Source organism: Stenotrophomonas sp. STEN020, from assembly GCF_056760195.1.
The window spans coordinates 83,660-106,482 of sequence record NZ_JBRREI010000004.1 but is presented as its reverse complement, the minus strand read 5'-3'; the positions used below and the strand labels follow the sequence as shown (position 1 = coordinate 106,482).

At 64.0% G+C, this 22,823-nt stretch carries 14 protein-coding genes; 4 read left to right on the top strand and 10 right to left on the bottom strand.

Annotated elements, in window-relative coordinates:
- Positions 1-90: 90 nt before the first annotated feature.
- Entirely contained in the window at positions 91-2,034 is a 1,944-nt protein-coding gene (acs, locus tag ACVOLZ_RS03265) for an acetate--CoA ligase (protein ID WP_481515009.1), read from the bottom strand.
- 239 nt (positions 2,035-2,273) lie between these two features.
- Here acs and ACVOLZ_RS03260 point away from each other — a divergent pair, with 239 nt between their 5' ends.
- The 4 genes from ACVOLZ_RS03260 (at position 2,274) to ACVOLZ_RS03245 (ending at position 7,613) form a co-directional block, all read left to right on the top strand.
- A complete protein-coding gene (locus ACVOLZ_RS03260) occupies positions 2,274-3,707 on the top strand; it encodes a DcaP family trimeric outer membrane transporter (RefSeq protein ID WP_481515008.1) in 1,434 nt (477 codons plus the stop codon).
- Between the two features lie 151 nt (positions 3,708-3,858).
- Complete coding sequence (locus tag ACVOLZ_RS03255; RefSeq protein ID WP_481515007.1) at positions 3,859-4,176, top strand: DUF485 domain-containing protein; 318 nt, start codon at positions 3,859-3,861, stop codon at positions 4,174-4,176.
- Entirely contained in the window at positions 4,173-5,894 is a 1,722-nt protein-coding gene (locus ACVOLZ_RS03250) for a cation acetate symporter (RefSeq protein WP_481515006.1), read from the top strand. Before ACVOLZ_RS03255 ends, ACVOLZ_RS03250 begins: the two co-directional genes overlap by 4 nt.
- 303 nt (positions 5,895-6,197) lie before the next feature.
- Positions 6,198-7,613 (top strand): coniferyl aldehyde dehydrogenase, encoded by a 1,416-nt coding sequence (locus ACVOLZ_RS03245; protein WP_481515005.1) that lies wholly within the window; start codon positions 6,198-6,200, stop codon positions 7,611-7,613.
- Between the two features lie 300 nt (positions 7,614-7,913).
- Here ACVOLZ_RS03245 and ACVOLZ_RS03240 read toward each other — a convergent pair whose 3' ends face one another.
- The 9 genes from ACVOLZ_RS03240 to ACVOLZ_RS03200 form a co-directional block, all read right to left on the bottom strand.
- Positions 7,914-8,876 (bottom strand): transaldolase, encoded by a 963-nt coding sequence (locus tag ACVOLZ_RS03240; protein WP_481515004.1) that lies wholly within the window; start codon positions 8,874-8,876, stop codon positions 7,914-7,916.
- A gap of 13 nt (positions 8,877-8,889) precedes the next feature.
- Positions 8,890-10,083 carry a CoA transferase gene (locus ACVOLZ_RS03235; protein WP_481515003.1) on the bottom strand — a complete coding sequence of 398 codons (1,194 nt, stop codon included), beginning with the start codon at positions 10,081-10,083 and terminating at the stop codon, positions 8,890-8,892.
- A 162-nt stretch (positions 10,084-10,245) separates the two neighbouring features.
- Positions 10,246-12,102 (bottom strand): glycoside hydrolase family 127 protein, encoded by a 1,857-nt coding sequence (locus ACVOLZ_RS03230; RefSeq protein WP_481515002.1) that lies wholly within the window; start codon positions 12,100-12,102, stop codon positions 10,246-10,248.
- Entirely contained in the window at positions 12,099-14,288 is a 2,190-nt protein-coding gene (locus ACVOLZ_RS03225) for a formylglycine-generating enzyme family protein (protein ID WP_481515001.1), read from the bottom strand. The genes ACVOLZ_RS03230 and ACVOLZ_RS03225 overlap by 4 nt, the downstream gene beginning before the upstream one ends.
- Before the next feature lie 37 nt (positions 14,289-14,325).
- Positions 14,326-15,267: a ribokinase gene (locus ACVOLZ_RS03220; protein WP_481515000.1), complete on the bottom strand. Its 942-nt coding sequence runs from the start codon at positions 15,265-15,267 to the stop codon at positions 14,326-14,328.
- Entirely contained in the window at positions 15,264-16,520 is a 1,257-nt protein-coding gene (locus tag ACVOLZ_RS03215) for a serine hydrolase domain-containing protein (RefSeq protein ID WP_481514999.1), read from the bottom strand. The genes ACVOLZ_RS03220 and ACVOLZ_RS03215 overlap by 4 nt, the downstream gene beginning before the upstream one ends.
- 20 nt (positions 16,521-16,540) lie before the next feature.
- Complete coding sequence (locus tag ACVOLZ_RS03210) at positions 16,541-18,799, bottom strand: TonB-dependent receptor (RefSeq protein WP_481514998.1); 2,259 nt, start codon at positions 18,797-18,799, stop codon at positions 16,541-16,543.
- 437 nt (positions 18,800-19,236) lie between these two features.
- Positions 19,237-21,411 (bottom strand): TonB-dependent receptor, encoded by a 2,175-nt coding sequence (locus ACVOLZ_RS03205; RefSeq protein WP_481514997.1) that lies wholly within the window; start codon positions 21,409-21,411, stop codon positions 19,237-19,239.
- Between the two features lie 498 nt (positions 21,412-21,909).
- Positions 21,910-22,791, bottom strand: a complete 882-nt coding sequence (locus ACVOLZ_RS03200) for a LysR family transcriptional regulator (protein ID WP_481514996.1) — start codon at positions 22,789-22,791, stop codon at positions 21,910-21,912.
- Positions 22,792-22,823: the final 32 nt, after the last annotated feature.

Sequence of the window (22,823 nt, the reverse complement as noted above, 5' to 3'; positions counted from 1 at the left end):
CGGTGAAACAGGATACCGGTACAGATGCCGATCCACGCCCTCCACACGGACCGACAACCGGGGCACCGTGGTGCCCCGGGTTTGTAACGCTTAGCGAACCTTGCGCTCTTCCACCAGCGATGCGACCACCGACGGATCGGCCAGCGTGGAGGTGTCGCCGAGCTGGTCCGGGGCGTTCTCGGCGATCTTGCGCAGGATGCGGCGCATGATCTTGCCCGAGCGGGTCTTGGGCAGGCCCGGCGCCCACTGCAGGTGATCCGGTGCAGCGATCGGGCCGATTTCCTTGCGCACCCAGGTAATCAGTTCCTTGAGCAGCTCGTCAGTCTGCGCTTCGCCGGCAATCAGGGTGACGTAGGCATAGATGCCCTGGCCCTTGATCTCGTGCGGGAAGCCGACCACGGCAGCTTCGGCAACCTTCGGGTGCGACACCAGCGCGCTTTCCACTTCCGCGGTGCCGATGCGGTGACCGGACACGTTCATCACGTCATCGACGCGACCAGTGATCCAGTAGTAGCCGTCTTCATCGCGACGGCAGCCGTCACCGGTGAAGTAGCTACCCGGATAGGTGCGGAAATAGGTGTCGATGAAACGCTGGTGGTCACCGTAGACAGTGCGCATCTGGCCCGGCCACGAATCACGGATGATCAGGTTGCCTTCGGTGGCGCCTTCCAGCGGCTCACCATCGGCACTGACCAGCGCCGGCTGTACGCCAAAGAACGGCAGCGTTGCCGAGCCCGGCTTGAGGTCGGTTGCACCCGGCAGCGGCGAAATCAGGATGCCGCCGGTTTCGGTCTGCCACCAGGTGTCCACGATCGGGCAGCGTGCATCGCCAACCACGTCGTAGTACCAGCGCCAGGCTTCCGGATTGATCGGCTCACCAACGCTGCCGAGCAGGCGCAGGCTCTTGCGCGAGGTGCGCTTCACTGGTTCCTCGCCGTCGCGCATCAGCGCACGAATGGCGGTGGGCGCGGTGTAGAAGATGGTGACCTGGTGCTTGTCGATCACTTCCCAGAAACGCGACGTGTTCGGGTAGTTCGGCACGCCTTCGAACATCACCGAGGTGGCGCCGTTGGCCAGCGGGCCGTAGACGATGTAGCTGTGGCCGGTGACCCAGCCGACGTCGGCGGTGCACCAGTAGATATCGTCTTCGCGCAGGTCGAACACCGCTTCATGGGTGTAGGCCGCGTACAGCAGGTAGCCACCGGTGGTGTGCAGCACGCCCTTGGGCTTGCCGGTGGAGCCGGAGGTGTAGAGGATGAACAGCGGATCTTCGGCGTTCATGCGCTCGGGTTCGCACTCGGCCGGCTGGGTGTCCACAACATCGTGGAACCAGCGATCGCGTGGGGCCTGCATGTCGACCGCACCACCGGTGTGGCGCACGACCAGCACGGTTTCCACGGTATTGGTGCCGGGCAGCTTCAGCGCGGCATCGACATTGGCCTTCAGCGGCACCTTCTTGCCACCACGCAGGCCTTCGTCGGCGGTGATGATCAGTTTGCTGGCGCAGTCGCCGACGCGGTCGGCAATCGAGTTGGCGGCGAAGCCACCAAACACCACCGAATGGATGGCACCGACGCGGGCGCAGGCCAGCATCGCCACCGCTGCGTCGACGATCATCGGCAGGTAGATGGTGACGCGGTCACCCTTCTTGATGCCGAGGTTGCGCAGCGCATTGCCCAGGCGGCAGACGCGCTCGTGCAGTTCGCGGTAGGTAACCTTCTGCGCGGGGCTGTCCGGGCCATCGGCCTCGAACAGGATGGCGGTCTTGTCGCCGCGCGTGGCCAGCTGCCGGTCAAGGCAGTTGACGCTGACATTGAGTTCGCCGTCCTCGAACCACTTGATGCGGAAATCGTCGAGCTGGTAGTTGACGTTCTTGATCTTGGTCGGCTTCTTGTACCAGTCCAGGCGTTCTGCAGCCTTGGCCCAGAACGCATCGGGGTTTTCGACCGATTCGCGGTACAGCTGTTGGTACGTGTTCTTGTCGATCCGTGCCTTCTCGGCGAACGCGGAATCAACGGGATATACATCAGTCATGGCAACCCTCACCTTTGCACTTGTAACCAATGAATGAGCCCTGTCGTGGGACAGGGCCGGGACACCCCAAGTGTGCCGCATCCACCCCACCTCGCGCTGCATCTTCTGTTAGACGATGGTCGAACAGACGCCTGCTTACGACTAATGGCGAATAGCCGGCCGGCGGCATCGCCGCGCACGCTGGCTGCGACCGTGCAACCGGCGCGGACCGTTCGCCAGCCTGGAGAGAGGCAGTCCCAATGAATCGAAACATGTTGAAAACGGCCCGCCGGCCACTCGCCGCTGCCTTGTTCGTCGCGCTGATTGCGCCGGGCATGGCCTTCGCCGAGACCGCAAAAGAGAAGGCACTGGAGGCGCGCGTCGCTGATCTTGAGCGCCAGGTGCAGCTGCTGCTGTCCACCCAGCAGCAACAGCAGGGCGCCATCGCCCAGACCCAGAGCGAAGTGGTGCAGGTGCGCACTGCGCAGGCCGAGCGCGTCGCCGCGCCTGCCGTGCCGGCCGGCAAGCAGCCGATTCAGCTGACCAGCATCACTCCGGGCGCCGCGCCGGGCACCACCTTCAAGGTCGGTGGCTTCATCAAGGCCGACTTCCTCGCCACGCGTACCGGTGACGGCCAGCTGGCCGACGACGCCACCGGCCGCGCGCTGTATCTGCCCGGCCAGACGCCGGTGCATGGCGCCGGTGGTTCGGGCAAGGCCTCGGACGTGGACTACAACGCCCACGCCAAGTTCTCGCGCTTCAACCTGGGCGTGGACCATGTGGCCGAGAACGGCGACAAGGCCGGCGCGATGGTCGAGATGGATTTCTTCGGCAATTCGCTGGGCAACCAGACCGCGACCAACACCTACGGCGTCACCCTGCGCCACGCCTATATGTACTGGAACAAGTGGTTGGCAGGCCAGACCTGGTCCAACTTCATGGATGCTGCATCGATCCCGGAAGCGGCTGACTTCGTCGGCCCCACCGATGGCGTGATCTTCGTGCGTCAGGCACAGATCCGTTACACCAACGGTGGCTTGAGTGTTGCCTTGGAAAACCCGGAAACCACCACGCTTACCGGCGCCTACAACCCGGTCACCAACAAGTGGAACGTGCCGGCGGTAGCCAACTCCGACCGTGGTTCGATGCCCGACCTGACCGTGCGCTACGGTTGGAAGGGCGACTGGGGCACCTTTGGCGTGGCCGGCCTGGTGCGCCAGCTCAAGCTCGACAACCAGACCACCGGTGCCGATGCCAGCAAGGTCGGCGGCGGCGTCACCCTCGGCGGCAAGTGGCTGATGGGCGATGCCGATACCCTGCATTACCAGCTGACCGGCGGCGAAGGCATTTCGCGCTACATCGGCCTGGGCATCACCGCCGACGGTGGCTATGACGCCATCCGCGACGAGATCGACCCGACCGGCGTGGTTGCCGGCTATGTTGGCTGGCGCCATGCGTTCACGCCGAAGCTGCGCACCAACCTGATCTACGCACGCAGCGACTACGACAACAACGCCTCCATCACCGGTGACCTGGTGACCAAGAGTGTGCAGTCGATCCGCGGCAACATCTTCTACACGCCGATGCCAAAGGTCGATGTCGGTGCCGAGCTGATGTACGGCGTGCGCGAGATCGAGAACGGCAAGAAGGGCGATATCAGCCGCGTGCAGTTCACCACCAAGTACAGCTTCTGACCCATCCGGTAGCGGCGTTGCAGTAGCGCCGCTACCGCGTCTGAAAACGTAGTACGCCCCATCTCCCTACCCCCACGGGGAGCACTCATGTGACCGTCAAGGCATCTCCGCATGCCGTGGCGTTCGTATTCCCAACGCCTGGAGAATTCCGATGAATGCTTCCGTCGATCCCCGTGTAGAGCGGATCGCCTCCAACCCGAAGTACCAACGGCTGCGCAGTACGCGCAACAAGCTGGGTTGGTTCCTGACCATCCTGATGCTGCTGGGGTATTACGGCTATATCGGCCTGATCGCCTTCGACAAGGCCTTCCTGGCCACGCCGATCGGCCCCGGCAAGATCACCACCGTCGGCATTCCGATCGCCTTGGGATTGATGGTGTTCACCATCCTGATCACCGGCTTCTACGTGCGCCGTGCCAACAAGGAATTCGACAAGTTGACCGAAGAGATCGTGGAGGAAGCACAATGAACCACTCCGTCCTCCGATCGGGCGCGCTGCTCGGTCTGCTGATCGCCAGCGGTGCGGCCATGGCCGCCGGCGGCGACATCGGCCAGACCGTGCGCCAGCCGACCAACTGGACCGCGATCATCATGTTCGCGACCTTCGTGGTGTTCACGCTTGGCATCACCAAGTGGGCCGCTGGCCGCACCAAGTCGGCGTCCGACTTCTACACCGCCGGTGGCGGCATCACCGGTTTCCAGAACGGCCTGGCCATCGCCGGTGACTACATGTCGGCGGCCTCGTTCCTCGGCATCACCGCCGCGGTGATGACCAACGGCTATGACGGTTTGATCTACGCATTGGGCTTCCTCGTCGGTTGGCCGATCCTGACCTTCCTGATGGCAGAACGTCTGCGTAACCTCGGCCGCTTCACCTTTGCCGACGTCGCTGGCTACCGCTTCCAGGCAAAGCCCATCCGCATGTTCGCGGCGTCGGGCACGCTGGTGGTGGTGCTGTTCTACCTGATCGCACAGATGGTTGGTGCCGGTGCGTTGATCAAGCTGCTGTTCGGCCTGGACTACTGGATCGCAGTGGCGCTGGTCGGCGTGCTGATGATGGTCTACGTGCTGTTCGGCGGCATGACCGCCACCACCTGGGTGCAGATCATCAAGGCCTGCCTGTTGCTGTCCGGCGTGACCTTCATGGCCGTGATGGTGATGTGGCACTTCAACTTCAGCTTCGAAGCGTTGTTCAGCGAGGCGGTGCGGGTCAAGACCCAGATCGCAGCCAACGGCGGCAAGAGTGCGGAGGAAGCGGCCAGTACCGGCTTGGCGATAATGGGGCCTGGTGGCTTCGTCAAGGATCCGATCTCGGCGATCTCGTTCGGCATGGCACTGATGTTCGGTACCGCCGGCCTGCCGCACATCCTGATGCGCTTCTTCACCGTTCCCGATGCAAAGCAGGCACGCAAGTCGGTGCTGTGGGCAACCACCTGGATCGGATACTTCTACATCCTGATCTTCATCATCGGCTTCGGTGCGATCGCACTGGTGCTGACCAATCCGGAGTACGCGGATCCGGTCACCGGCACCATCCAGGGCGGGCCGAACATGGCAGCCGTGCTGGTCGGCAAGGCCGTTGGCGGCAACCTGTTCATGGGCTTTATCTCGGCCGTGGCGTTCGCCACCATCCTGGCCGTGGTCGCGGGCCTGACGCTGTCCGGTGCATCGGCGGTGTCGCATGACCTGTATGCCACCGTGTTCAAGAAGGGCAACCCGGAGCCTGGCTCGGAGCTGCGTGTTTCGCGCATCACCACCTTGGCATTGGGTGTGATCGCAGTGCTGCTGGGCATCGTGTTCGAGAAGCAGAACGTGGCCTTCATGGTGTCGCTGGCCTTCGCCATCGCCGCATCGGCCAACTTCCCTGTGCTGATCCTGTCGCTGCTGTGGAAGGACTGCACTACCCGCGGTGCGGTGATTGGTGGTTCGTTGGGCCTGGCCTCGTCGCTGATCCTGACCCTACTGTCGCCGTCGGTATGGGTGGACACGCTGGGCAATGCGGCCGGCAGTGCGCCGTTCCCGTACACCAGCCCGGCACTGTTCTCGATGACGATTGCTTTCGTCAGCATCTGGTTCTTCTCGATCACCGACAAGAGCAAGAACGCACAGGCCGAGCGTGCTGCCTACCCGGCACAGGAAGTCCGTGCCGAGACCGGCATTGGTGCGAGCAAGGCTTCGTCGCACTGATTGCTTGAGTAATACGTAGTGCAAAGGCCGCCTCCGTAAGGGGGCGGCTTTTTTGTGCGCGGAGAGCACCCCTCCCCAGCCCTCCCCTTCGCTGCGCGAAAGGGAGGGGGCAAAAGCGGCGCGCAAAGGGGGGCTGACAGGTCACGCGCTCTGCTCCCTCCCTTGCGCAACGCGCAGGGGAGGGTTGGGGAGGGGTAGCTCCACCGCCTTCGCGCCCCGAGTTTGCGCAGCACATCACGCCAACTTTGCTTCACGTCGGCTCGCAGCTGGGTTTACAGTGGCCGCTGATCTTGGGGAGGCACCATGGATCCACAGACCGATGGTTCAAACACATTGCAGCAGCGGCTGACGCAGCTGCGCAGCGCCTGGCAGCAGCACAAGCCGGATTACGCGCAGCGCCGCGACGACCTGCGCCGCTTGCGCGCCGCGTTCAAGGCACGCATTCCGGAAATGGCCGAAGCGATCGCTGCCGACTTCGGTCATCGCTCGAAACACGAATCGGTGATCGCCGATGGCATGACTGTGACTGGCGAGATCGATCACTTGCTCTCGCACCTGCGTGGCTGGATGAAGCCGGAGCGGATTGGTGTTGGCTGGCGCTTCTGGCCGGCACGGGCGCAGGTGCGACCGGTGCCGGTGGGTGTGGTCGGGGTGATCTCGCCGTGGAACTACCCGGTCAATCTGGCGCTGGTGCCGTTGGCGACCGCGATCGCCGCTGGCAACCATGTGATGCTCAAGCCGTCCGAGCACACGCCGAACAGTTCGGCTTTCCTGCAGTCGGTGTTGGCCGAGGTGTTTCCGGCAGACCGGGTGGCGGTGGTGCAGGGCGATGCCGGTGTGGCCTCGGCGTTCTCGGGCCTGCCGTTCGACCATCTGGTGTTCACCGGTTCCACCGCGATTGGCCGCAAGGTGATGGCGGCCGCCGCGCAGCATCTGACGCCGTTGACCTTGGAGTTGGGCGGCAAGTCACCGGCGCTGGTGGCAGCGGATTATCCGGTGGAAGGTGCAGCAGCACGCCTGGCCACCGGCAAGTGGTTCAACGCCGGCCAGACCTGCATCGCGCCGGACTATGTGTTGATCGACGAAGCTCGAGTGGATGCACTTGTGGCTGCGCTGCGTGCGCAGGTGCGGCTGCGCTACGGCGACTTCAGCGATGCGGCTGATTACAGCCGCATCATCAACGAAGGCCAGTACCAGCGCCTGCTGGGCTATGTGGATGACGCGCGTGCGCGTGGCTTGCAGGTATTGCCGCTGGCCGATATCGATGGCGAGCGCTCGCGACGTGAACGCTTGTTTCCACCAACCTTGATCCTGCAGCCTGGCGATGACGCGACGGTGATGCAGGACGAGATCTTCGGGCCGATCCTGCCGATCCGCAGCTATCGCTCGTTGGACGAGGCCATCGCCACCATCAATGGTCGCGACCGGCCCTTGGCCCTGTATCCCTTCAGCCATGACAAGGTGACGGTGGAAAAGATCGTCGGCCAGACCATTGCCGGTGGCGTCACCGTCAACGACACCTTGCTGCATTTCGCTATCAATGGTTTGCCGTTTGGTGGCGTTGGAGCGAGTGGTATGGGTGCTTATCACGGCAAGGCCGGCTTCGATGCGATGAGCAAACGTTTGCCGGTGCTGTGGCAGACCCGCCGGGCCGGCAGTGATCTGCTGCGGCCGCCTTACACACGGGTCGCGCGTTTCATCGAGATGATTTCGCGCTGAGGTAGAAAAGCCGCAACCAGGCACAGGGGGCCGGCTGCGGTGACCCCGGCACGAGGGAGAGGGAGCCGGGTGTCGAAAAGCGGGGTGAGAACAAAGCCTGCAAGTAGCATGCGATCTGAAAGCCCCTCTCCCGCGCGCGGGAGAGTGGTTGGGGTGAGGGCGCTCTGAAAGCACGTGGAGCAAACGCTTTTAAAGCTCTAAAAGCTTTCAGAGCTTCCCCTCATCCGCCCCTTCGGGGCACCTTCTCCCGCAGGCGGGAGAAGGGAGACACCAGGCAATGTGAAGTCTGTTGGGCCAGCCTCAGCCGCCCAACTCATCCAAAATCCGCTGACGCAGCGTCTGCAGATCCTTCGCAAACGCATCAATACCAGTAGCCAGCTTCTCGGTGGCCATCGGATCAGCCGCCATATCCGCATCGAACTTGGCCTCATCAATCGCAGCGACGTTCACCGCCTCGGCAACACCGGCCACCAGCTTGCGCGGCAGCGCGCCGAAATCAGCATCCAGCTTCTTCAGCAGGTCCGGCGAGATCGTCAGACGGTCACAGCCAGCCAGCGCTTCGATCTGCGCGGTCGAACGGAACGAGGCGCCCATCACCACGGGGTTGGAGCCGCGGCGCTTGAACTCGGCAAACACGCCGCGCACGAACACCACGCCCGGGTCTTCATCAATGCTGGCCGGGGTCTGGCCGTTGGCCACGTACCAATCGAGGATGCGGCCGACGAACGGCGAGATCAGGAAGGAGCCGGCTTCCGAGCAGGCCAGCGCCTGGGTCGGGTTGAAGATCAGGGTCAGGTTGCAGTCGATACCTTCGGCCTGCAGCACGCGCGCAGCTTCCACGCCGGCCCAGGTGGCGGCGATCTTGATCAGCACCTTGCTGCGCGGCACGCCGGCCGCTTCGTACATGGCGATGAACTCGCGCGCCTTGGCAATCGTCGCCTCGGTGTTGTGCGCCTGGTCGGCATCCACTTCGGTGGAGACACGGCCCGGCACCAGCTCGGCCAGCATCGTGCCGACGCCAACGGTCAAGCGGTCGACCACGGCATTGGCGATGACCTGCTTGTCGCCGGATTGGGCGCGGCCCCATTGCAGCTCGCGCTCGATCAGGCCGGCATAGACCGGCAGATCGAGGGCTTTCTTCACCAGCGTCGGGTTGGTGGTGCAGTCGACCGGACGCAGGCGCTTGATGGCGTCGTAATCACCGGTGTCGGCGACGACGACGGACAGTTCGCGCAGCTGCGCGAGCTTGGATGCAGTGCTCATGATGTGCTCTGGATCAGGCGGTGGTGTCGCCAGCATCGGCGGCGGCGATGACAGCGGCGGTGTCCTGGTCGAAGGTCGGCGCGGCGAATGGCTGCGGGCCGGGGGTGCGACCAAACACGATGGGACGGGTGATGCCGCGGTAGCTGCCCAGCAAGGGGTGCTGCAGCGTGGTGATCATTTCTTCGGCCAGCACCTGCGGGTGCTCGAACATGTCCTCGACCTTGCGCGCGGCCGCGCACGGCACTTCTTCGCCGAACAGCGCTTCCCATTCCAGCGCGCTGCGTGCAGCCAGTGCTGCATGCAGCTTGGCCAGCAGTTCGTCGGAATGCTCGGCGCGCTTGCGCACGGTGTCGTAGCGCGGATCGCTGCCCATTGCCGGCAGGCCGATCTTGTCGCACAGCGCCTGCCAGAAGCGCGGCGTATTGGCCGAGATGTACAGATGGCCCTGCGCGGTCGGGTGGATGCCGGTGACACCGCCCGAGCGCATGTCGCGGCCCACGCCTTCCGGCTCGCCTTCGGCCCAGATCATTCGTGCCGACTGCATGGTCAGCGCGCTGCGCAGCAGCGACACGCCGACATACTGGCCTTCGCCACTGCGTTCGCGCTCGAACAGCGCCGAGGACACACCGGCAGCCACCAGCGCGGCGGCGTAGTAGTCGACCACCGAGCCGTACAGGATCTCCGGCGCGCCGCCGGGCTTGCCCTGCATCGCGCACATGCCGGTCATGGTCTGCAGCACCTGGTCGTAGCCGGCCTTGTCCTTGAGCGGACCGTCCTCGCCGTAACCGGTAACCGCGCAGTACACCAGGCGCGGGTTGATCTTGTTCAGGCTGTCGAAATCGATGCCCAGACGGGCCGGCACGCTGGGGCGGAAGTTGTGCACCAGCACGTCGGCCTCGCGCACCAGGCGCATCAGCACCGCGCGCTGGTCGGCTTCCTTCAGGTCCAGCACCACACCGCGCTTGGAGCGGTTCACGCCGAGGAAGGCGCGGCTTTCAGCTTCCAGCGTGGACGGGTACTTGCGCAGGTTGTCGCCAACCGGCGGTTCCACCTTGATGACCTCGGCGCCTTGGTCGGCCAGCAGGGTGCAACCGTACGGCCCGGCGATATAGGCGCTCAGGTCCAGCACACGCACGCCGCTGAGCGGACCACGGGCACCATCGCGCTGGGCGATGTCGAACGGAGATGGGTTGTTGCTTGCTGACATGGGCTGCACTCGAATCCTTGATTGCAGTTTCCTCCCGGTGGATGGGAAGAAACATATCGTGCGGGTATTTTCAGCGAGGACAAAAAGCAGGTATCGCGGTGTCATCGCCTTCAAAACCACCGCTGCCTTCACAGTTTCTGGTGACAGGCAGCGATGACAGGCTTATTGCGGGGCCAGTGACAGCCAGCTCAGGCGCCAGACGTCGTGCTCGCGGCCACCACAGCGGTAATAGGGCTCGAACACCAGCGGCGCGCGGCATTCCAGCTGCATCGTCACCGGCGCGCCTTCACCCTCATCCTGGCCAACCTGCAGCCAGCGCGAAGGATCACCTTCCGGCAGCTTCACGGTTTCATCGGTCTTGAAGCCATCGATCAGCGTGGTCGCATAGACCAGCGGGCCGTAGCTCAAGCCGACGTATTCCCAGCGCAGCACTTCCTGCGCCACCGGCGAGCCGTCGGGTGCACGCGATTCCTGCACATTGATGTTGGCGGCGCGGTGCAGCTGCGGCTGCATCGGCAGCTGCACGCTGACCAGATCGCCGGCCTGCCATTGCCGCTGCAGCTGCACGTAGCCATCGGCGCCAACCTGCACCGGCACGTTGAGGCCATTGACCTGGATGCGTGCATCCCCGGCCCAGGCCGGGATGCGCAGGCCGATGCCGAAGCTGGCACTGTGCTCGGGCGTCACCCGCAGGCTGATATCGCCGTTGAACGGATAGCGGGTCTGCTGCTGCAGCACCACCGTGCCGGCGTCTGCATGCTGGAGCGTGGCTTCGCCGGCCCCGTACAGGTTCACCCGCAACCCGCCGTCGGCAGCGACGCCATAGGCGACCTGCGGCAGCTCTTCCACCGCCATCGCGCCGGACGACTTGCAGCAACGCCAGTACGTCGTATGCACGCGCTTGCCGTTGGGGAAGGTGTAGTAACACCAGTCCTCGCCGTTCGGCGCCATCGCTGCCAGCAGGTCGTTGTAGGCAGTGCGCTCCAGCTCGTCGGCGTAGCGTGCGTGGCCGCTGATGGCCAGCAGCTCGCGGTTGAGCTGCATCCACGCCAGCACCGAGCAGGTCTCCACATACGCCTGCGGGAAGAACGTGCGCGGTGCGTTGAACACTTCGCGCGAGCGATGGGCCACGCCGCCCCACGGGCCGCCACCCAGGGTCAGATGCTGCTCGCGGATGTTGTTCCACAGGTTATCGATGGCCAGCTTGTAATCGGCCTTGCCGGTGGCCTTGTACAGCTTGGCCAGACCAACAAGGTTCCACGACAGCTGGTAAGCCTTGCCGGTGGCGATGAAGGCGGCATCTTCGTTGGCGATGCCCTTGTCGAGCAGGGCCAGGCGCGGATTGGCGTTGGCCTGCTGCAGGATCTTTTCGGCCAGCGCCAGATAGCGCGGCTCACCGGTGACCAGGTACAGATCCGCCGCCGGGTCCAGCAGTACCGTCGCCGACATGCCGTGGTGGTTGCCCAGGGTGGTGATGTCGATGCCCGATTCCAGCGCCTGCCAGCACAGGTCGGCGATGCGCCGCGCGGCCTGCAGGTAACTGTCATCGCCCAGCGCACGCCAGGTCTCCAGAAAACCCAGGATCAGGTAGCTGTGGGTCCAGATGTCCCAGGTGCGCAGCGCCGGTTCGCCGTTCCAGCTCTCGGGCTTGGGCGGCTGCGGCACGGTGAAGCGACGGTCGGCGGCATAGTTGCCGAGATAGCCGTCGGCATCCTGCTGGCTGATCAGCCAATCAGCGACGCGGCGCAGATTGGTTTCCAGCTCGGGTTGGTTGCCCTGGGCAACGGCACGCGCAGTGGCCGACAGCCACTTGCCGGCGTGCTCGCCGTACCAGTCACCTTCCTGGTTCTGCTGCTTGTGCGCCTGGCCGAAGATGCTGATCGACGGGCTGGCTTCATCGACGATGAAATGGCTGAGGCGGCCGCTGCGGTTGGCCGCCAGCATCTGCCCGAACACACCGTCGAGTTTTACCGCTGCCGGTGTGATCAGTTGCTGGCCGCTGCTGATGGCCGCGGTCATGCCGCGTCCACCACGCAACGGAAGCCGAGCATGCCGCTGCGGTCCTTGGCCGGTGCCATCAGCAGGTACTTGCCGTGCTGGTCCAGGCGGTAGGCCTGCGGGAAATACCAATGCGAGGTCTGCGGTTGGTAGCTGGAGCCACCGCGCAGGATCGCCGCACGGGTGTGCTCGTCGACGAACTCATCGGTCCACTGCCACACGTTGCCGACCAGATCCTCGACGCCGAACGGGCTGGCGCCCTGCGGATGCGCATCGACATCGGCCGGGGCCAGCAGGCGGCGGCCACGGTTGACCTGCGGCACGCGGCTCTGGTCCCAGTCATTGCCCCATGGGTAGGTGCGGCCATCGTTGCCCTGCGCGGCGTACTGCCACTCCCATTCGTGCGGCAGACGCTTGCCAGCCCACGCAGCGTAGGCACGCGCGTCTTCCAGCGACACCCAGATCACCGGCTTGTTGTCCCAGCCGGCGCGCGGTGCGCCATCCACCCAATGGGCGAGGAAGTTGATGTCATCGGCCGGGTGATAGCCGGTGGCATCGATGAAGGCCTTGAACTGCGCATTGGTGACCGGATGGCGATCGATATGGAACGCCTGCATCTGCATCAGCTTGCGATGGTGACGGCGCGGGCAGTCTTCCCACGGGAACTGCACGTCCTGGCCGGCCCAGTTGAAGCCTTCGATCTCGACACCGCCAACGGCGAACACGAACTCGCCAGCCGGGATGGTGACCATGCCCTGCGGCGCGGCAGCCTGCGCGGTGGTGGCGGGAATCTCGCGCAGCTGCTGCGGGATTGCCTTCCATGCGCCGGAGAAGCTGTTGAGCGGTTGTTCGGCGCGTTTGGCAGCTTCGATCAGGAACGCATCCAGGCCTTCAATGGCAACGCCAGCCTGCACGCTCAGCACCGCAGCAAAGCCACGCGCTTCCATCGGCAGCTCGATGATGGCCACGCCATCACGCACGGCCGGTGACAGCTCAACGCCATGCCAGACATCGTAGTAACGGGTGCCGTCCACATGCGGCAGGCCGATCTGCTCACCGTTGACCGCGTATTCGTTGCGGTTGATGAAGGTATGCAGGCACTGGCCGTCGACCGGGAACTTGCTGGCGAAGATGCCGCCCTGGTAGCAGACCTGGTAGGGCTCCCAGTCCATGGCCACGATCAGCGCCGGGAACTGGCGGTAGATGGCGGCGATGCGGCGCAGGGTTTCACCATCACGCGCGGTGAACTGGTTCCAGATGCCCCAGATGTTTTCCCAGGCGTTGTAGCCGATGCCGTTGAAGAAGCAGTACTGCAGGTCGTGGTTGCGGTTGCGGCCCCAGCGATTCTCGTAGTTGACCATGTGGCGCGGCTCCAGCCACTTCCACTTGGACACCGGCGGCACCGGGCCGTCGGGCGCCTTCTTGCCCCAACTCTGCACGTTCCAGATCAGCTGCTCTTCCGAGCTGATGGTGGATTCGGGCTGCACCACCACCGGGTTGCCGTTGGCATCGCAGGCATCGAAGAACGCGCGCGGTACGCCGTTGAAGGTGTCGCCGTTGATGCCGTCGGCGCCGGTGGCCTTGATGATCTCAGCCAAGCCATCCCAATGCGTCACGCCCGGATCGCGGGTGCCGTGGTCCCATGGCTTGGCCGGCAGGAACACGCGCACGCCGCGCTTCTGGAACGCCTTTACCGCAGCGGTCAAACCTTCGAGGCCGCCTGGCAGCGTGTGCGCCAGATCGAACTGGTTGCGGTCGTCGATACCAATGTTCGGGTAGATGTACCAGATCAATACCGAGTCCAGCCCGCCGAAGCGTTCGATCAGGTCGTCCAGGTACTTGTCGACGGTGTACTGCGCGGTTTCCACGTCGAAGAAATAGCGGTCCTCGACCATCATCTGCGCGTGCACGAAGTTGCGCTGCGCCCACTGCAGGTCCGGGCGACGGTAGTTCACGTCGGTATAGCCGATGCGCACCAGGTGTTCCTGGCGCCAGTCCTTCAGCTCGGTCAACCAGTCGGCGGCGCTGGCATTGGCATCGATCATCCAGCTGCCGATGTCGGCGAACGGCCACGCCGGCGCCTTGCCCGGGGTGGGCAAGTAGCGGCCGGTGGTGACGTGCGAGAACTTGTACTCGGTGTGGATCACCTCACGCCCATGATCGGGGGAATCGTAGTCGTAGTCGGGGGCGGGGTAGGGGGAGGTCATGGCAGTCATCCAACAAAAGCGGGGGAGTTTGTAACGGTTACAGCGCGCACCATGCCGCAAGCGCGGCATGGGCGTCGGTGCCGGGCAGGCGGCTGGCATCGGCCAGCAATGCCTGCACTTCGGCGTGTTCGGGAATACTGGATTGTGCACCCAGGCGTGTGCAGGCCAGTGCCGAGGCGGCGCTGGCGGCAAGCAGGGCCTGCTGCAGCGGTTCATCGCGGGCGAGCAGCGCGACCAAGGTGCCGCAGAAGGTGTCGCCTGCGGCGGTGGTATCTAGCGGTGAAATGGAGAATGCGGGCTGCAGCAGGATCTCGCCATCGATGCGGGCCAGGCAGCCGCGCGCGCCGAGGGTGACGATCACGCAGGGCACTTCAAGTCGTGCCAAGCCGGTGGCCAGGTCCGGCGGATTGCCGGCAACCACGGCCAGCTCACCTTCGTTGACGATCAGCATGTCCAGCTGTGCCAGCAGTTCGGCCGGCAGCACCTGCGCCGGTGCGGCGTTCAATGCAACTTTCACCCCAGCAGCGCGGGCGGCGGCGGCATAGGCCTGCACCGAGGCCAACGGCGACTCCAGTTGCAGCAGCAGCCATTGCACGCCATCCAGCGACGGCAGGTGCTCCGGCAGCAGTGCCATGTTGGCGCCGGGCGCGACGGTGATGGCGTTCTCGGCATCGTCGGACAGGCAGATGAAGGCGGTACCGGTCGGCAGCTGCACATCACGCACGGTATGCAGCATCACGCCGGCATCATTCAACGAGGCTTCGATCGGCTTGGCGAAATCATCGGCACCCAGCGCGAGCAGCATCTGCGTGGCAGCGCCGCCGGCACGCGCGCAGGCAACGGCCTGGTTTGCACCCTTGCCACCGGGGAAGGTGCGGAATTCGCGGCCGAGCACGGTTTCGCCCGGTGCCGGCACATGCGCCGCACGCACAACGAAATCAAGATTGGCCGAGCCGGCGACAAGAACGGTGGAACTCATGGAATAGCCTGATAAACGAGGTTGTAGAAACGGGTGGAAGGCGAGGCGAGGGCTTTGTCACCGCTGGGCAGGTATTGCATCAGCAGGATCGCCACCAGCTTCTCCTTGCGGTCGATGGTGAAATACGTCGATGCGGCACCAGACCAGCCGAACTGACCAACGCTGCCGAGCTTGCCGCGATAGGCCGGATCAGTGACCACATAGCCACCCAGGCCGAAGCCTTCGCCCGCGCTTTCGCCGCGAATCGTCGGCTCGAAACCACCGAGCTGGTCGCTCATCATCAGCTCGACGGTCTTGCGCGAGAGCAGCTGCTGCTTACCGCTGCGGCCATCATCGAGCAGCATATGGGCGAATTTCAGGTAATCGGCGGCGGTGGAGTACAAGCCGCCGGCACCGCTGTCGTAGCCCTTCAGGCGCACGCCCGGATTGCGCGCGCTGAGCGTGTCGGCCACGCGCAGGCTGCCATCGTCATTGCTGGTTGGCAGTTCGACCACGCGGCCACGCTGCGCCAGCGGCACTTCAAAACCGGTGTCGTGCATCGCCAGCGGGCTGAAGATGCGTTGTTGCAGGAACTGCGCGAACGGTTGCCCGCTGACCACTTCGACCACGCGCGCCAGCAAATCGGTATTGCTGCCTTCGTAGTGGAAGTGGGTGCCGGGCGCATCGGCCAATGGCAGCGCAGCCAGGCGACGTGCAACGTCCTGCAGCGAGGTGGCGCTGTCCACATCGGCGGCGGTCAGCAGCTTGGTCGCCACCCGGTGCGTATCCGACGCTGCGGCAAAGCCGCTGGTATGGGTAAGCAGGTGACGCAGGGTGATCGCTCGCGACGTTGCCTCGGTCTGCGGGCTCTGCACGTCGCCACCGACTACGACCTGACGATTGGAAAACTCAGGCAGATAGCGTGACAGCGGATCATCCAATGACAGCTTGCCTTCTTCCAGCAGCATCAGCACGGCGACCGAGGTCACCGGCTTGGTCATCGAATAGATGCGGAAGATGCTGTCGGCCTGCATCGGCCGAGTGCCAGCGCTGTCGGCCTGGCCGTAGTGGTTCTGGAACGCGATCCTGCCATCGTGCTCGATGATGGCGACCGCGCCAGGGAACTGGCCCGACGCGGTGCTTGCCTGCAGAAAGCTGTCCAGCCGCTGCCAGCGCTCATCAGCGTGCAGCAGTGGTGCGGACAGGCACAGCAGGAGTGCGACGCCGCTGCGCAGCCAGCGGTGGCTGCGCGGTGTTGCGATGTGGTGTTGCATGGCGGGCACTCCTGCGTTCATCAGCGGAACGCATACGAATAGCTCAGCGACACCACACGGCCGCGACCGGCCCAGTAGTTCTGCCAGCCATCGCCCTGCGAGCCGCTGAGGATGTAGTACTTGTTGAACAGGTTGTCCACGCCCAGCGAGAACGTGCCGAAGCGCCCGGAATCATAGTTCACACCCAGATCCCACAGCGTGTAGCCGTTGATCTTTTCGTCGTAGTCGTATTCTTCGCCGTCGTACGGACGCACTGCCGAGCTGGTCAGGTGACGATCACGCAGCATGCTGACGCCCAGGGTGGCATCCAGATTGGGCAGGGCCTTCCACACCAGCGCCATGTTGATCTTGTCGGGCGTCGCATCGAAGATGCCCATCGGCTTCTTCAGCGGGCCGGCGTCGTAGCGACCCTGCGGGTCCGGGCCCCAGAACGAGGTCCAGCCGCGCAGGTGGGTGTACAGGCCGGTCATCTTGAAGGTGTCGGTGAAACGGAATTCGCCGGTGAGCTCGATGCCTTTGATGTCGGTCGGGGCGCGGGTCATGATGAAGTCGCTGGTCAGCGGGTCTACTTCCAGCGATGCACCGAAGTCCGAGGTGGAGTGGTACCAGCTGCCGCTCAGCGCACCGCGTGAACCACGCCAGTTGAAGCCGATGTCGATGTTGTCGACGATGATCGCCTGCAGGTCGAGGATGCCGGCCACCGATTGACCGGTGTAGTTCACGTTGCGCAGCGGGATGCCGATGTCCGGCAGGGTGAAGCCCTTGCTATAGGCGGTGAACAACGAGAATTCATCGGTGACGCGCCAGATCGCACCCAGGTTGGGCAGGTTGGCGGTGTAGTCCAGGGTGCCGCCTTCGACGAACACGCTGTTGCGGTAGGCCACGGTGGTGTAGCTGTCGATGTCGAGCTTGCCGTTCTCGCGGCGGAAGCCGCCGCTGACCGTTACCGGGCCGATATCCCAGGACAGCTGCGCGTACGGCGCCACGCTGCGGTAGTCCATCGGTGGCACCCAGACGCGGTCGGTCATCACCAGCCGCTGTTGCGCTACGTCCTGCACGAAATCCACACCGGTATGCAGTTCCAAACCGTCCACGGCGAAGATGCTGGGGCGCGTCCACGAGGTGCGCAGGCCTTTCTTCTTCGATTGGATTTCGGACTGATCGAAGATGCGATCGGCATCGTCGGCCGGTGCCGGCTTCACCAGCTGGCGATCGGCGCCGTTCTCCGGCAGAAAGCGCATGCCCTGCTTGGCCTGGAAGCCGACCAGGTCGAGCGTGCCGCCGTAGAAGTCGTTGTGGGTGTACTGCAGGCTGTACTGGATGAACTTGTTGAGCGCGTCGCGCTGGCCATCGATATGGCCCTTGATCGAGGTGTTCGGTACCGGCGTGTCGCAGGGCGGCCAGTCGTTGGGGCCTTTGCAGCCGACCAGCTGGATATAGTCGCCGTTGCCGTCGATGTTGAAGTTGCTGTAGGTCGCCTGCAGGCGCTGTTCGCCGTCTTCACCGAAGTTGTAGCCGCCCTTCACGTACAGGTTGCGCGACTGCGAATCGGCCAGCGAACCGCTGGAATTCATGCCGATGCTGCGGCCCTTGGCGTCATAGGCCATGCCGCGCTCAAGCTGCGAGACGCTGGCCAGGAAGTCGTAGCTGTCCTGCTTGATCGCATGGCTCAGGCCCAGCTTCCAGCCGACGCTGTCGTCGTTGAACTGGGTCTGGTAGCGGGCGCTGATGGTGGTCTCGCTGCCGATCTGCTCAGGCACCTTGGAGATGTAATTGATCACGCCACCGGTGGCGCCGATGCCTTCGGCAGCGGACGGGCCATTGATGACTTCGATGCGGCCGATCACGCCCATGTCGGTGAAGGTGCCGTTGCGGGTGCCTTCGCGCAGTGGCGAGCCCTGCGGGATGCTGTCGAACAGACGCAGTGGAATGCGCCCACGCAGCGACTCACCGGAGTTGGTCATCGCCTGCGAAGATTCGGCATAGCCGGGAATGGTGCGCGCCAGTACCGCGGTGTTGTCCTCGGTGATGATCAGCGACTGCTTGATCTCTTCCGGGGTGATGATGGTGATCGCGCCGGGGATCTTGTCCACCGCCTTGGGCGCACGTACGCCGGTGACGATGACCCGATCAAGGTCGGTAGCTTTCTTGTCCTGCGCGCGCTTGCCAGCGCTGCGACTGTCGTCTTCGTTTGCTGCCTGCATCTGCTGGGCCTGCACGCTGCTGCTTATAGCCGCGGCCAGAACCAGAACCCCCAACGCTACCGGTACCTTTTTCATGTTGTTTATCTCGTTTTTGTTTTAGATAAGACGTGCATGAACTGCTGCCGCGGACTGCGGCATTCCGATACTTCTGTTGGCTGCTGCATCCCTCCCGACGCAACTCCCCGACAAAGCCAGCCTAGGCGTGGACAGGGGTGCATTGAAGGCGGGGGGGCTAGCTTCAGACGTGAGGTTTTGTTGCTTGAAACAAGCTGCGGTTTTTTCTTGCGGTGCAACAAGAAAGGTTTTCTTGTTGCTGCGGGCCGTTGCTCTTGTAGGAGCGGCGTCAGCCGCGAAGCAGGCCATCGTTCCGGCAACGAGATGTTTGCAATTGCAGGATGTGCGGGAGCGGTTGCTTTCTCCAGCTTCGCGGCGTACGCCGCTCCTACAAACCACAAACAACAAAAGAAAACGGCGCCACAGTTGCCTGTGGCGCCGCTTTCAAACTGCAGCTATCAGAACTTGAACGTGTGGGTCAGCGACACCATCCGGCCACGGCCGGAGAAGTAGTTCTGCCAGCCCGGCAGCTGCGACCAGGTCAGCACGTACTGCTTGTCGAACAGGTTCTCGACGCCCAGTGCCAGCTGGCCATAACGGCCGATGTCGTAGTTCACGCTCAGGTCCCACAGCGCGTAGCCATAGGTGTTCTCTTCGTTCTTGTAGACCGCGTTGTTGGCCGGATTGACGAAGGTCTCACGCAGGTCGCGGCTGAAGGTCTTGCTGACACCCAGGGTTGCGTTGAGGGTATCGGTCGGGGTCCAGGTCACCGAGGCATTTACCTTGTCCGGCGAGATGTCGAGGATGCCCATTTCCTTCTTCAGGCCTGAGCCCGGGTAGTACTGGGTCTGGCCGCGGATGCGCGAGTACAGGAAGCTGGCCTTCCACTGCTCGTTGAAGGTCCAGGCGCTGTTCAACTCGAAGCCCTCGATCTCGACCGGTGCGCGGGTCAGGATGAAGTCGTCGGTGGCCTTGTCGATGGTCAGGGTGGAACCGAAGTCCGAGGTCGAGCGGTACACGGATGCACCAACCTGGCCCTGGGCACCGCGCCAGTTGAAGCCGATTTCCTTGTTCTCGGTGATCAGCGGCTGCAGATCAGCGATGCAGGACACGGCCTTGCACGGGCTGCTGGCCTGGATGTTGCGCAGCGGGATGCCGACGTTGGCGATGCCGAAGCCTTCGGAGTACGAAGCGAACACCGACCACTGGTCGGTGATGCGCCAGATCGCACCGAAGTTGGGCATGTTGGCCTTGTAATCCATCTTGCCGCCCTGCACCGGGGTGTGGTCGCGGAAGGCAACGGTGGTGTAGCTGTCGATTTCCAGCTGGCCATCTTCGCGACGGATGCCGGCATCCAGCGTCACCGGGCCGATGTCCCAGCTCAGCTGCGCATACGGCGCGATGCTGGTGTACTTCATCGGCGGAACCCACAGGCGGTTGGTCAACGCCAGGCGCTGCTCGGCGGTGTCTTCCACCAGGTCCAGGCCGGCACGCAGGCGCAGGCCTTCCACCTTGAACAGCTCGCCATAGGCGTAGCCGAAGCGCAGGCCCTTCTTCTCGCTGTTGATTTCCGACTGGTCCCAGATACGCAGGGCGTCATCGGTCGGGGCCGGCTTGGTTAGCTGGCGGTCGTCGCCGTTTTCCGGCACGTAGCGCATGGCCTGCTCGGCCCAGTACGCATCAACGCTCAGGTCGCCGCCGAAGAAGTCGGCATTGGTGTACTTCACCGCGAACTGTTCGAAATCGTTGAACTCGGCCAGCGAACCAGCAATCGAGCCCTTTTCGGCGGTATTGGTGGTCGGCTTGGTGCAGCCGAGGTCACCGGCACGGCAACCTTCCACTGGAATGTAGTTGTGCTTGCCGCCGATGTGGAAGTTGCTGTAGCTGGCCTGGATGCGCTGCATCTGGCCTTCGCCAAAGTTGTAGCCACCCTTCATGAACAGGTTCTTGCTGTACGAATCGGACAGCGAGCCGGAGGTGTTCAGGCCAACGCGGCGGCCGTCGCCGTCGTAGGCGATGCCACGGTCGATGTAAGCGCCGCTGATCAGGTAGTCGACCGCGTCGCCCTTGAAGGCGTGGGTGACGCCGATCTTGGACTGCGCGCTGTCGTCCTTGAACTGGCTGCTGTAACGGGTGGTGACGGTGGTTTCGTGGCCAGCCACATCCGGGTTCTTGGACAGGTAGTTGATCACGCCACCGGCGCCGCCGATGCCCTCAGCGGCGGACGGGCCATTGATGACTTCGATCCGGCCGATCACGCCCATGTCGGTGAAGGTGCCGTTGCGGCTGCCTTCGCGCAGTGGCGAGCCCTGCGGCACGCCGTCGAACAGGCGCAGCGCGACGCGACCGCGCAGGGTCTCACCGGAGTTGCTCATCGCCTGCGAGGATTCGGAATAGCCTGGCACCATGCGTGCGAGCACGGCGGTGGCGTCTTCAGTCAGGTTCAAGGTGCGCTGCACCTGCTCCGGGCTGATCAGGGTGACAGCACCCGGTACCTTGTCGATGGCAACCGGAGTGCGGGTACCGGTGACGATCACCTGGTCCAGCGTGGTTGCGGCGTCTTGTGCAAAGGCCGGACTCATCGCGCTGGCGAGCAGCACGGCGCTGATGGCGGCCGAAAGTGGCTTGATCATGTTGTTCTCTCCCCCAGGTTTGAATGTGTGACGCGACCGGCCTGGGAGCCGGCAGAGCCAAAATGCGTTGGGGACTAGCGCCCCTTTGATCCTGCCGTTTGTTGCTTTCGGTCCCCGACCAGGCGGGCACCGGGCGCAACTCCGACGTTGGGCGAAGCCTAGGCGGCACCCCGGCGCGATAGAAGCGCACCTGTGTATGTTCAAAGCCTAGGGTTTGTTGCGATTGGTCTTTGCATAGGTAGTGCCGAGCCATGCTCGGCAGGGGCTTCACCGGGATGTATCCGGCAGGCGGCGTCCCATGTGTAGGAGTGGCGTAAGCCGCGAAGCCACCGAAAATTCAGAAGCGGAAGGGCTTACCCCTCCCCAACCCTCCCCTTTGCTACGCAAAAGGGAGGGAGCTGTAGTGCCGAGCCATGCTCGGCAGAGGCCTTACCAGGAAATCCAGCAGGACCGGGAAGGCCCTTGCCGAGCATGGCTCGGCACTACACGGAATTGTTTTCAATCCGTAGGCTGCAACAACGCCGTGCGTGCCTCGTCCAGCAGCACATTGACCTGACGCAGGCGCACCGATGAGCGCGACCAGACCATGCCGATACGGCGCGGCTCGCTGGGCTCGGGCAGGGGAATGCGCACCACCGAAATGCCTTCCGGCCACGGCTTGGCCCAATCCGGCACCAGCGACACGCCGAGGCCGCGATCGACCATCACCGCGATCGCGTTGAGCGCATTCAGCTCGAACCGTTCACGCGGCACGATGCCGGCCTTGCGCAGGTATTCGTCGGCCTGGCGTCCACCCCATTCGTGGCGGTCGTAGCGGATCAGCGGTTCTTCGCGCAGCAGCTGGTGCGGGTCGGCACCGGCCATGCGCGCCGGCGCCAGCACCACCAGCGGCTCTTCGCGCAGCAGCTGCCAGTCGCAGGTCTTGGGCAGCGAGAACGGGGCCTGCAGCACCATCGCCGCATCCAGATCACCCGCTTCCACCGCGCCGTACAGGTCGGACGAATAACCGGGTTTGATGAAGACATTGATCTCGGGGAACTTGGCCACCATCCGCGCCAGGATGTCCGGCACCAGCCCGCCCAGCGCGGTAGGGCAGGCGCCCAGCCGCAATTCGCCAGCCATGCCGCTTTCGTTGGCCACACTGCGCAGATCAGCCACGCCACGCAGCAGGTCGCGCGCGCGCTGGAGGATGCGCGCACCTTCCTCGGTGACGCTGACGGTGCGGCCAGCGCGGGCGATCAGTGGTGCGCCCAGCTCGCGTTCCAGCGTGCGGATCTGCTGGGCGACGGCGGCCGGGGTGATGTGCAGCATGCGTGCCGCCGCGGCCATGGAGCCACGGTCGACCACGGTGACGAAGGTATTGAGAAACTGGGTTTCCACGCGATTAGACCTCTCAGCTGCGCGCCAAACTA

Excerpts from the sequence above, each read along its gene's own strand:
- ACVOLZ_RS03255 (WP_481515007.1), top strand. The coding sequence starts at position 3,859 with ATGAATGCTTCCGTCGATCCCCGTGTAGAGCGGATCGCCTCCAACCCG.
- ACVOLZ_RS03250 (WP_481515006.1), top strand. The coding sequence starts at position 4,173 with ATGAACCACTCCGTCCTCCGATCGGGCGCGCTGCTCGGTCTGCTGATC.
- ACVOLZ_RS03215 (WP_481514999.1), bottom strand. The coding sequence starts at position 16,520 with ATGCAACACCACATCGCAACACCGCGCAGCCACCGCTGGCTGCGCAGC.
- acs (WP_481515009.1), bottom strand. The coding sequence starts at position 2,034 with ATGACTGATGTATATCCCGTTGATTCCGCGTTCGCCGAGAAGGCACGG.
- ACVOLZ_RS03240 (WP_481515004.1), bottom strand. The coding sequence starts at position 8,876 with ATGAGCACTGCATCCAAGCTCGCGCAGCTGCGCGAACTGTCCGTCGTC.
- ACVOLZ_RS03260 (WP_481515008.1), top strand. The coding sequence starts at position 2,274 with ATGAATCGAAACATGTTGAAAACGGCCCGCCGGCCACTCGCCGCTGCC.
- ACVOLZ_RS03210 (WP_481514998.1), bottom strand. The coding sequence starts at position 18,799 with ATGAAAAAGGTACCGGTAGCGTTGGGGGTTCTGGTTCTGGCCGCGGCT.
- ACVOLZ_RS03225 (WP_481515001.1), bottom strand. The coding sequence starts at position 14,288 with ATGACCTCCCCCTACCCCGCCCCCGACTACGACTACGATTCCCCCGAT.
- ACVOLZ_RS03230 (WP_481515002.1), bottom strand. The coding sequence starts at position 12,102 with ATGACCGCGGCCATCAGCAGCGGCCAGCAACTGATCACACCGGCAGCG.
- ACVOLZ_RS03205 (WP_481514997.1), bottom strand. The coding sequence starts at position 21,411 with ATGATCAAGCCACTTTCGGCCGCCATCAGCGCCGTGCTGCTCGCCAGC.
- ACVOLZ_RS03220 (WP_481515000.1), bottom strand. The coding sequence starts at position 15,267 with ATGAGTTCCACCGTTCTTGTCGCCGGCTCGGCCAATCTTGATTTCGTT.
- ACVOLZ_RS03245 (WP_481515005.1), top strand. The coding sequence starts at position 6,198 with ATGGATCCACAGACCGATGGTTCAAACACATTGCAGCAGCGGCTGACG.
- ACVOLZ_RS03235 (WP_481515003.1), bottom strand. The coding sequence starts at position 10,083 with ATGTCAGCAAGCAACAACCCATCTCCGTTCGACATCGCCCAGCGCGAT.